Raw genomic sequence first — 10,407 nt, forward strand, 5'->3', positions numbered from 1 at the left:
ATCCCGTTTTTACGCTACAGCGCCGGCAGCCGATCCAACGCACAAATGCGTTCTATTTTCGGCTCTTTGGCCGTGGGCACGCGCACGCCCGTGTCGACATTGAATATGCCGATGTAATAACGGCTCAACGAGCCCGGGACGTCGCCAATCCTCCCTTGATCACATAGCGTGCGCCTGAACCTAGGCTCGTCCAGATTGTTGGCGTAATGCCAAGGCCGCTACACCACACAAGATCAGTGCGATACAGGACACATAGAACGCATCGCTGTAGGCCATCAGGTACGCCTCACGACGCACGGTATGGACCAGGCTTTCAAGGACCTGCTGTTGGGCGGGTAACAGTTGGTTGAATAGGAAGTCTTCGCTGTCTGCCATGCTGGCGCGCAGGCGCTCCTGCAAGGGAAAGGAAAACAGCGTGATTGACTCTCCCACCCGCTCTGAGTGAAAGCGCTCGCGCATGGCGACGATTTGCGTCAGCCCTGCAGTACCCACGGCCCCGCCAAGGTTTCGCAGCATGGAAAACAACGCGGATGCGGAACCGGCTTCAGTTTTGGCCAGCCCGGAAACCGCCAGAACAGAAAGCGCCACCATGATCAGCGGCTGTCCGATACCCCGTACCACGGTGGAAGGAATGATCACGTTGGCGGCACTATCGACGTCCAGGTGCGCGCCGAGGTAGCAGCCCAGCGCCATGATGAAAAAGCCGCTGGCGACCATCAGTTTCGGGCTGAGGCACTTCATCAAGTGCGGCATGAACGGTGCCAGCACCAATTGCACCATGCCGTAGGCGATCAGGCTGATGCCGATTTCCCGGGCGTTGTACCCCTGCAGTTGGGAAAGGTAATTGGGCACCAGGAACACCAGGCCGAAGGTAGCCCCGCCGAAAATGAACATCGCCGCACTGGCCACTCCGAAGTTGTAGCTCTTGAGCAGGCGCAGGTTGATGAATGAACGCCTGCCGTACAACTGCGACAGCACGAAGTACACCAGGGCGACGCCGGCGATCAACGACACCCACACAATGAAATCGGAGCCGAACCAGTCCTTGCGACCACCTTCCTCCAGCACGATCTGCAAGCCCCCCAGGCCGACGATCATGGCCAGGATGCCGCCCCAATCACCGCTTTTGAGCAAGCTCAACTGCATGGGCTTGGCATCGATGGACCATGCCACCGCCAGCAACAAGAGAATGCCCGGTGCCAGTTGCAGGTAAAAAATCCAGCGCCACGAGTAAGCATCGGTCAACCAGCCACCAATGGATGGCCCGGCAGCCTGGGCAACGCTGTTGGACAAGGCGAACAAGGCCATGCCCATTGCGATTTTGCTGGGCGGGAGCTCGGTGATGATCAGCTGGAATGACAGAGGGATCAGCACCGCGCCGGCAGCACCCTGGATCACCCGAATGATGATCATCACTTCCAGGTTGGGCGCCCAGGAGCAAGCAATGGATGCCACCAGGAACACAAACGAGCCCGCCAACATCACCCGCCGCAGCGAGAACACCTGGACCAGCCAGGCCGTCAGAGGAATCATCACGATTTCCGCGACCAGGTAAGCCGTGGAAATCCACGAGCCCTCCTCGAAGGTAGCCCCCAGGGAGCCCTCGATTTCAGGCAGCGCGGCGCTGGTCACATGCACGTTCATACCGGCCATGAAACAGCCGAAAAGCCCGCCGATCACCGCCACCCAGGCGCGAAAGGAGACAGTTTTTTCAACGGACTCAGTCATGCGTCGCGCCCTTTGTGCCAGGCCGGGTGTCAACGGTGGTGATCACCGACATGCCCGGCAGAATAGGCCCGCCCTCGTCATGTTCATCGATGGCGATTTTCACCGGGAAGCGCTGCACGATCTTGGTGAAGTTGCCGGTGGCATTATCCGACGGCAGCAGTGCGAACACGGCCCCGGAACCTGGCGAAAAGCTCACCACATGGCCCTTGAGCTGGCGTCCCGAATAGCTGTCGACGCTGATATCCACCGGTTGACCGGCGCGCATATCGCGCAACTGGGTTTCCTTGTAGTTGGCCACCACATAGGCCTGCTGCAGGGGCACCACCGCCAGCAACGGCAAGCCCGGCGCGACGTATTGGCGAATACGCACTTTGCGCTGCCCCACAACCCCGTCGATGGGCGAGCGGATCAAGGTGTCTTCCAGCGCATGAGACGCAAGGCTCAACTGCGCCTCGGCCTGGCTGCGCCGGGCAATCTGTTGTTGGAGCGAGGCTTGGGCCAGCTGGCGCCGGCTAATGGCGACGGTCAACCTGGTTTGCTGTTGACGCTGCATGGCCTTGGCGATTTCCACCGCGGCGTTAGCCTGGGTGTAGCTGGCAGCCGCCGTTTCCAGACGCTGGGCACTGGCCGCGTGTTCGCGCACCAGGCCCTGGTAGCGGCGCTGGTCAAGGCTCGCGCGGCGCAACTCGGCCGCCACGCTGCGGGTGTGGGCCTCAGCCTGGTTTACCCCGGCCTTTTGCTGGGCGATCAGGCTGTCGGTCACTTGCAGGTTGGCCTGTTGGGCCGCGACCGAGGCCTGGGTTTGCGCCAATTGCGCACGCGCCTGCGCCAACCGCGCCTGGTAATCGCGGTCCTCGATGCGCACCAACACATCCCCGGCCTTGACGGGCTGATCATCCTCCACCAGCACCTGGGCCACATACCCGGAGACCTTCGGGCTGATGGGGACCCAGTCGGTACGCACATAGGCATCATCGGTCTGTTCCAGGTAACGGCCAACCGTCATCCAGTACACCCCGAACCCTACCGCCGCGATCGACAGCACAACGCATCCCAGCAGGATAAGGTTACGTTTGCGGCGTTGCTTGCGCGCATGCATGAGCTGCTCGTCCTGGACAACGGTTTTTTCATCGACAGCAATATTCATGGCTGGGTACCGGAAAAATTGACGGAAGTGTGGCTGAGGGCAGCGGTCGCAGAGGCAGAAGACTGCCAACCGCCGCCAAGCGCGCGAAACAGGCCGATCTGGCGCTGCAACAGCTGGCCGTCGGCATCGGCAAGCGTGGCCTGCAGGCGGATCAGCTCACGCTCGCTGTCCAGCACGTCGAGAAAGTCGATAGACCCGGCGTCGTAATTGAACTGGGCCAATTTGTAGGCTTGGCGACTGCTGACAAGGGCCTGGTTCAACGCGGCGTGGCGCCGGCGCTCGCCGTCGTATAGCGCAAGCGCCTGGCGTACCTCCTTGAGGGCGTTGAGAACACTGGCCTCGAATTGCGCCACTTGCATGCGCTCCAACGCCCTGGCCTGGTTGACCCGTGCGCGATTGACACGCCAGTTGGGGAATTGCCAGGTAATCAGCGGCCCAACGCCGAACACCAGCGCGCTACTGTCTCCCAACTCATGGGGTTTGTTGGCGGATGAGGACACTGAAGCGCCAAAGGTCACCTTCGGATACAGGTCGGACTGGACGATATCCACTTGCAGCGTGGCCGCTTGCAGCGCGCGCTCGGCCTGACGGATATCGGGGCGGCGCGCCAGTAATTGCCAGCCATCACCCACCGGCAGCTCGGCATTGAGTTGCGGCACGACCTCACAGGTCACCGCGCCAATGCCTTGTTCCAGGTCCGCCACGCCGGTCAGCATTGCCAGCTCGTACAGGGCAGCTTGCCGGCGTGCTTCCAACATCGGCAGCAGCGCCAGGGTTTCAGCCTGTAGGGCCTGCATCCGGGTGTATTCGAGATCTGTCACCACACCGGCCTGACGCTGCCGGTCGATCAACGCCAAGCTGTGCCCGACCACATCCATCGAATGGCGCTGAATCCTGGCGCGTGCGCCCATGGCGCAGGCATTGACATAAGCGCGAGTGGTTTGCGCCACCACCGTGATGCGCAACAAGTCTTCGGCGTCCTGCGCTGCAGCCGTCTGGACCCGAGCCCGCTCGATACTGCGCTGAACCTGGCCCCAGATATCCACCTGATAAGCCAGCTCGAAGCCTGGGTTGAACGCCCACTGTGACGGAGCATGGCTGTCCGTGGCTTTGGCCAGGGTCTGATCATCGGCTGTCTTGCCGTACTCGGCGCCCAGTGAGGCCTGGGTCGACGGCCAGCGCCCGGCATCGGCCCGCATGATCCCGGCCAACATCGCCTGCACATGTGACTGAGCTGCAGCCAGGTCGCGGTTATGCATCAATGCCTGCTGCACCAGCGCGTCAAGTTTCGGATCGTTATACAACTGCCACCAATGGTCGGGTAACGCTTGGGCCGAAACACCCTGCGGCAGGCGGCTCAGGGCATTAAAGCGCTCCGGCTGCGGCTGCACGGGTATATGGGCGACCCAAGAGGAACAACCCGCCAACAATACGACCGCCACACCCAGGAGTGAGAGACGACCATGCCATGCACAGAAAAAAGGCGGACCCATCGAAATAACCCAGAATGCCAAGTAGACGCACAGGTTAAGAGAGCACTGGGCCGCGCATCTCCCGAGTTCCAGACAACCATCGTTTCGATTTGGACAATGTGCCTGTAGACCGCCTTATCGCAGGCGCTCACGGGCCGGGCACGCGCAAAGACATGGCCCTGCCTGTAGGCGGGGCCATGGACGCTTGGGGTTGCGCGCTCGCCGGGGTGTCAGACCAGGCGGCAGGTGCTCGGGGTGTAGCCCATTGTGCGTTTGAACATTGCAGTAAACGCGCTCGGGCTCTGGTAACCGTGCTCCAATGCCACCTCCAGGATCGATACGCCGCAGGCCAGCCGTTGCATGCTGAGTAGCAGCCGGGTGCGCTTGCGCCACTCCCCGTAACTCATGCCCAACTCTTTCTGGAACAGCCGCGCCAGGGTGCGCGAACTCATATTGAGCTGCACCGCCCAACTCTCCAGTTTCGACTCCTGTGAAGGGTTGTCGATAAACTCGGCACACAGCGACTTGAGCCTTGGCTCATCAGGGATCGGCACATGCGCCAGCACCCTCTGCGCAATGTCGAGCTCCGAGAAAATCAGCTCGACAATCTGCACATGGCGCAACAGAGCGGGTTCAGTGTCATGTTCATCGGCCGCGGCGATGATCAACTCCCGCAGCAACGGCGAAACCTTGAGAACGTGGCATTCCTCCGTCAACGCCCGGTGTGCGCCCGGCGAGATCAACAGGGTGCGCATGCGCACCTCGCCGGTCATGCGGATCTGGTGCTCCGCCCCCGCAGGGACCCAGAGCGCATGCCCGGAAGGCACCACCCAAGTGGTCCCGACGACCGATACCAGCATCACACCGTTAATGGCATAAACCAGTTGACCTTCTTCATGCCGATGCGAGGCCACTATGTCGCCATGACCATAGTCACCAGCGAGCGCCGCCAATGCGGTGTGCGCGATCATCGCAGGAAGGTACCTCGGGCAGGCAAGTCCACGGTATTAAAATGGCGATATGTGCTGGACGGATCCTTGAGCATCATGACGGTTTCTCCTTTTTTCGACAGTTACGACAGTGGGCCGCAGAAGCTGCCGTTAACGCTCGCTCGCTAGATCAAACACTAAACGAAACAGACAAAAACCAATTGCAAAGTATCTCAAAAAAATCATTATTTTCAGCATAAAAAACTAACAAATATGATTTTACTGGTTATTTAACTGGCTCATATATAATTAACTGCAATCGCACCAGCAACAATATATCGGCGCTGGTACTGGCCAGCGGGCCGAACCGAGTGAACGAGAAGACCATTTCGCGTCTAGTGGCGACATAAAATCCGAACGGTAGAAACTGGCCGATAACTGACTTTCTGATTGGAAAGGCCGAGCTGGAAGGGCTGATAGGCAGCTAGTACGCTTGAGTCCCTCTAATGATAGGAACCTGACATGGGACATGATTCCTCGTTGCAGATCGAATGCGCCGCTTATGAGGAGTTCGTCCGGCTTTGGAGTCAAGGAAGCTTCGAGCATCAGCGACTGGGCCAAGCGTTTTACAACCACTTCAATCTACACAAACTCACCGATCAGGCCGGATTACACGGTCTATATGAGGCCGACGGTGATAAAGCCTCACGCTTGATCTTGAGGCTTTTCCACCTTCACTGAGTTGCAACTATCGACCCAAAGCGGACCGTCGAGACAATCAAGTCTTGGCTTGCTGCCTGTTGACGGAGTAGGAGGTTGACGTAAAATCGCCGCCCCCAAAAAATAGCGCGTATGGCGAGAAGGAGCTTAGATGCGGCGGGTGATGATTATTGGTCAACCTGGGTCGGGCAAAAGCACTTTGGCGCGTGAGCTTGGTCTGCGCACGGGCTTACCTGTCGTTCATATCGACACTATCCACTGGCAGCCAGGGTGGGTTGAACGAAGCCGGGACGAGAAAACGCGCCTGTGTTCCGAGGTCGAGGCTCGTGATCGCTGGATATTCGAAGGCGGCCATTCCGTTACTTGGAAGAATCGGGTAGCGCGCGCAGATCTTTTGATCTGGATTGATCGTTCGGCGACGCTTCGATTTTGGCGTGTGCTGCGAAGAACGCTGCTCCAGCGCGGCAGCTCTCGGCCCGATTTGCCGGACAACTGCCCCGAACTGCTGGCGAATCTGCCAGAGTTTTTGAGATTTATGTGGCGGACGAAAAAAACAGCGCGGGTGAATATGCAGCAGCTGGTGGCGACAGCGCCATCAACATGCCGCGTCGTTCGCCTGCGCTCTAATCGAGATACCAGCGTGTTTCTTTCGAGCATTGCCTATTTGAGCGGTCAGATTCCACGAGATTGATCGACGGCTGCGGTATGGAAGCTACCGATTGCGAGCGGCTGCTTCTGGCCGATAGCTGTCGGTCACAAACGGCGGATTCCGGCCCAGCTTTTTAAGACAAACGGGAGCAAGTATTCAGCTTACTGTCTGTGACGTTCAACCCGCAGCAGTCGGCCGCTGAGGCGCAGGCCGTCACGCATATTCAGCCCCATTAATGCAAGATTGGTGGCCCCTGCGATCAGTTCGATTAACTGTACGAAGTAAAAACGCGTATCGAAGATTCCCGCCGACGCCCATTGGTTAAGCACAATGGCGCACGGCATCAGAACCAACAGGCCATTGGCGGCAATGAATGGCATGCGTTTGTTCTTCAAGGCGACCAGTCGTCCTTGTCGTTTCCGACTCATTAGCACTCCACTTGCACCGGTCGCAATCATTGTCGGTACCAGTATCCAAAGCCCGGGACTCACGATCAGGTGCTTGAGTGAGGCTATCGAGCGTCCGGATCCGATGAGTTCGACAAAAATAGTCGACAGAAAGAAGGTGGCGATGCACATCAGTGCCAGCGTGCTGGAGATCAAATGTAATCGTCTAAGCATTTATCTAATACCGTCAGACAGTTGGTTAATACTCAGGCCGTGCAGATATTCGGCACAGCTACCTTGGTGAACAGATGCGGCATGGCCAAGGCACTTGAGGGATACCGCGCCAAGGCATTGGTGAATTCCGGATGATTGAAAGCATCGCGAAACCGCTCTACCGATTCCCATACGGCGTAATTCAAGAACATGTTGCTGCCACCGATGGCCTGATGAAGCTGCGTGGAGATGAAACCGGCACGTTGTTTCATCCAGTTGGCATCCAGCTCCCATGCGCAAAGGAGGTCAGGTATATCGTCTGCGTCGACAGTGAAGAGGTTGATCAATACCACTGGAGCTTCGCTGCAATGCAGCTGTTGAGTGATGGGGACGATCGGATCAAGGGGGCGAATAGAAAGCATGGCGACCTCTACATTGTAATCATGATGACAATTTGGGTTTCACGCTCCAAACCTACTGTGATTGACATCATGGTGTCAACGTGGAAGGATTCGCGCCATGAAAAAGACAAACTACACCCCCGCAGGACGCGCCATGAGCGATCTGGTTCTTGAGATCTTTCGAGCAAGTGCGCGTCTGCTTAATGCAGGCGATCGACTCGTCGCAGAGCTAGGTCTGACAAGCGCCCGCTGGCAACTACTGGGTACTATTGTGTACGCCGAACGAGCACAACCGGTTTCATGGATTGCTCGCGACATGGGGGCAAATCGGCAAAACGTTCAGCGGATCGTTAACGATCTGGTGAATGATGGACTGCTGGAGTTTCAGCCAAACCCACACCACCGCAGAGCGCAGTTGGTTGTCCTGACTGAAGCTGGAAGAGAAGCATTCGATCTGGCGATGAATCTTCAGACGCCCTGGATTAATGAGCTGGCGGAGGGGGCGGACATCGATGCTATCCAGACTACCCATCAGGTTCTAAACCACCTGCGCAATAGGCTTGAGGATGACCAGGCCGACTGACGCGGCCAGCCTCAGCATAATCCAGCGTGTCAGAATCCCTGAGGGTCTGACCCCGTTTTATGCCCAGTGCGTAGGCATGTACTTAGAGTGAAGTAGTCCGTTTCTGAAACGTTAAAAACACCCCGATACACGTCTTACCTCCGCTGTGGCGCCTTCTTATAGTCGTGCGCCTCAGCCACTTGGAGGTGCACGCATGCAGGGACCCTACGCATTTATCAATGAATATCCCCAGCCTTATCCATTGCTTAAACTAAGCTTGGCGCTTGATCCGTATTCACACACCAAGTTCGACACCCTCAACCAGCACATCCGCAACACGGTGGTGTTGCCGGGGCAATTGGTGATCATCGGGGATAGCCGAACCGCCGCTTGCACCGCTGAAGAGGCACAGCTGATGCGCTCGGCGCAAAATATAAAGCTCGCCCTGTTGGCGCACTCCGCAACTGACCAATTTCTGATCAAAAACTATGATCAGTTGCAGGCCATCTTGACCTATTCGTCCCTTGGCATCGGCAGTGCCAGCAGTGCATGGAGCAAGCATTTGGCGCAAGTCGAGAAGACCCTTATCGAAATCGAGAGTTTGCATAAGCAGTACTTGAGCAAAGGCACCACTGGGGCAAGGGAGGAGTTTTTGGTTAAGCGAAGGGCGCTGTTTGCCAAGTTGGATAGCCAAATCTCGGGCATGGCGCGCTTTGGTACGGGGTTGAGAAACGAAGGTTCGATTAAAAAGATGTTAGGGATTTCCAGTAAAAGCTATTGGCACCATGGAGACATTCGTGGGTATGAGGAAAGGGTTAAACGTTTAGCCAAGGCCTCGCAAATATTGAAGAAGGGGACTTACATTGGCATAGCGTTGGATGTTGGGGCGACGGCGCTGGAGATAACGGAGGCGTGTTCCACAGGGCGTGAGCAAGAGTGTACGCAGGCGAAGTATGTTGAAGGGGGAAAATTGGTGTTGGGGGTGGGTGGTGCATCTGTGGGCGCGGCGTTTGGGGCGCCTATCGGTGTCGGCGCCTGCATGATTGTTTTTGGCATACCCACAGCGGGTGCCGGAGCGTTGGCATGTGCCATTGTCGGCGGTGCCGCAGGTGGATTTGCCGCAGGTAAAGCCGGAAGCGTCTTGGGAGAAGGCACAGGGAAATTTCTCTATAGGACGGTGGGGGATTAAATGGTCTTTGAATATATCGGCATGTGCGCTGGGGTCGTCATGATATTAAGCCTCCCGCTGGTTTTTTGTGCCATGTTCAAAAAGCTCGACGCTGCAGAGCGCTACGTGGAGGGCAGTGCTTACATCACTGTGCACAGGGATATTTTTCGTCATGCACCCTTTGATGGAAGGCCCCAGCGGCTGGTTGCCATGGCTATCATCATTCTTATTCCAAGAATATTTGAATGGAGGCGTTTAGTACGGGTTGAGGACGTTGAAAAAATCCCACGACATCTCAAGTACTGGATGGTCATTCCGACACTGATTGCTTTCACATCCGTTACCGTCATGTGTATCAGTTGGCTATTGATATCACGCTAATTCCCCTCGGATGTGGCGGCTCATGCCAGGCTCTCTATACTGGCCGTCCCAGGATCCTAGTTCGAGCGCAGACTATGCCGGTCACACCCGATCAAAATTCCCCAATCATGTTGGTCCAGGCTCAAGAAAGTGACTTGGATGATCTGGTAGCCATTCGAATTGAGGCCATGCGCGAAAGCCTGGAGCGTGTTGGGCGATTTGATCCAGTGCGTGCGCGCGAGCGGTTTGTTAGCGGTTTTGAAGCTCGCACCACACGCCACATCGAGGCATCTGGCGAGAGGGTCGGTTTCGTAGTGGTCAAGCATCACCACAATGAACTCTTGCTCGACCATTTGTATGTGAGGCCGGGCGCGCAAGGATCAGGTGTAGGGTCTGCGGTGCTCACTCAAATTTTCAAAGAGGCGGATGCAGCTGCACTCCCCATTAAAGTGGGTGCTCTCAAGGACAGTGCGTCGAATCGCTTTTACATCCGCCATGGTTTCCAATTCATCGAAAGCAGTGAATTCGACCATTATTATGTTCGCCGGAGTGTTCCGGCGATTGGCCCAGCTGGCTAGCTGGATGCCTAATTGACGGCTAACACCCCCCTTGCCCTCGACCGCCAAGCAAACCCCACCACCATCAACAACCCCAACCCGGCCATCCCCGCGC

General features: G+C 57.2%; 11 protein-coding genes. 5 read left to right on the forward strand and 6 right to left on the reverse strand.

Annotation, left to right across the window (positions count from 1 at the left end; translation table 11 throughout):
• Positions 1-180 precede the first annotated feature (180 nt).
• The 4 genes from GIW48_RS26190 to GIW48_RS26205 all read right to left on the reverse strand — a co-directional run bounded on the left by GIW48_RS26190 (position 181) and on the right by GIW48_RS26205 (position 5,318).
• Complete coding sequence (locus GIW48_RS26190; RefSeq protein WP_236462167.1) at positions 181-1,728, reverse strand: MDR family MFS transporter; 1,548 nt, start codon at positions 1,726-1,728, stop codon at positions 181-183.
• Positions 1,721-2,875 carry an HlyD family secretion protein gene (locus tag GIW48_RS26195; RefSeq protein WP_099548740.1) on the reverse strand — a complete coding sequence of 385 codons (1,155 nt, stop codon included), beginning with the start codon at positions 2,873-2,875 and terminating at the stop codon, positions 1,721-1,723. The genes GIW48_RS26190 and GIW48_RS26195 overlap by 8 nt, the downstream gene beginning before the upstream one ends.
• Positions 2,872-4,368 carry a TolC family protein gene (locus GIW48_RS26200; protein ID WP_099548741.1) on the reverse strand — a complete coding sequence of 499 codons (1,497 nt, stop codon included), beginning with the start codon at positions 4,366-4,368 and terminating at the stop codon, positions 2,872-2,874. The genes GIW48_RS26195 and GIW48_RS26200 overlap by 4 nt, the downstream gene beginning before the upstream one ends.
• 209 nt (positions 4,369-4,577) lie before the next feature.
• Positions 4,578-5,318: an AraC family transcriptional regulator gene (locus tag GIW48_RS26205; RefSeq protein ID WP_099548742.1), complete on the reverse strand. Its 741-nt coding sequence runs from the start codon at positions 5,316-5,318 to the stop codon at positions 4,578-4,580.
• 829 nt (positions 5,319-6,147) lie between these two features.
• Between GIW48_RS26205 and GIW48_RS26215 the strand changes: the two genes are divergently transcribed.
• Positions 6,148-6,687: an AAA family ATPase gene (locus tag GIW48_RS26215; RefSeq protein ID WP_099548744.1), complete on the forward strand. Its 540-nt coding sequence runs from the start codon at positions 6,148-6,150 to the stop codon at positions 6,685-6,687.
• A gap of 119 nt (positions 6,688-6,806) precedes the next feature.
• Here GIW48_RS26215 and GIW48_RS26220 read toward each other — a convergent pair whose 3' ends face one another.
• Together GIW48_RS26220 and GIW48_RS26225 are read right to left on the reverse strand one after the other, a co-directional pair.
• A complete protein-coding gene (locus GIW48_RS26220; protein WP_099548745.1) occupies positions 6,807-7,265 on the reverse strand; it encodes a hypothetical protein in 459 nt (152 codons plus the stop codon).
• Positions 7,266-7,297: 32 nt separating this feature from the next.
• Positions 7,298-7,666, reverse strand: a complete 369-nt coding sequence (locus GIW48_RS26225) for an antibiotic biosynthesis monooxygenase family protein (RefSeq protein ID WP_169988757.1) — start codon at positions 7,664-7,666, stop codon at positions 7,298-7,300.
• Between the two features lie 97 nt (positions 7,667-7,763).
• On the opposite strand from GIW48_RS26225, the gene GIW48_RS26230 reads away from it, so the two are divergent.
• The 4 genes from GIW48_RS26230 to GIW48_RS26245 all read left to right on the forward strand — a co-directional run bounded on the left by GIW48_RS26230 (position 7,764) and on the right by GIW48_RS26245 (position 10,313).
• Positions 7,764-8,228, forward strand: coding sequence for a MarR family winged helix-turn-helix transcriptional regulator (locus GIW48_RS26230; protein WP_236462163.1), 465 nt, complete (start codon positions 7,764-7,766; stop codon positions 8,226-8,228).
• Between the two features lie 193 nt (positions 8,229-8,421).
• Positions 8,422-9,396 (forward strand): hypothetical protein, encoded by a 975-nt coding sequence (locus tag GIW48_RS26235; RefSeq protein ID WP_099548747.1) that lies wholly within the window; start codon positions 8,422-8,424, stop codon positions 9,394-9,396.
• A complete protein-coding gene (locus GIW48_RS26240) occupies positions 9,397-9,756 on the forward strand; it encodes a hypothetical protein (protein ID WP_099548748.1) in 360 nt (119 codons plus the stop codon).
• Between the two features lie 74 nt (positions 9,757-9,830).
• Positions 9,831-10,313, forward strand: coding sequence for a GNAT family N-acetyltransferase (locus tag GIW48_RS26245; RefSeq protein ID WP_099548749.1), 483 nt, complete (start codon positions 9,831-9,833; stop codon positions 10,311-10,313).
• Positions 10,314-10,407: the final 94 nt, after the last annotated feature.

It is taken from the genome of Pseudomonas sp. PA-6-3C (assembly GCF_021605825.1).
GTDB lineage: Bacteria > Pseudomonadota > Gammaproteobacteria > Pseudomonadales > Pseudomonadaceae > Aquipseudomonas > Aquipseudomonas edaphica.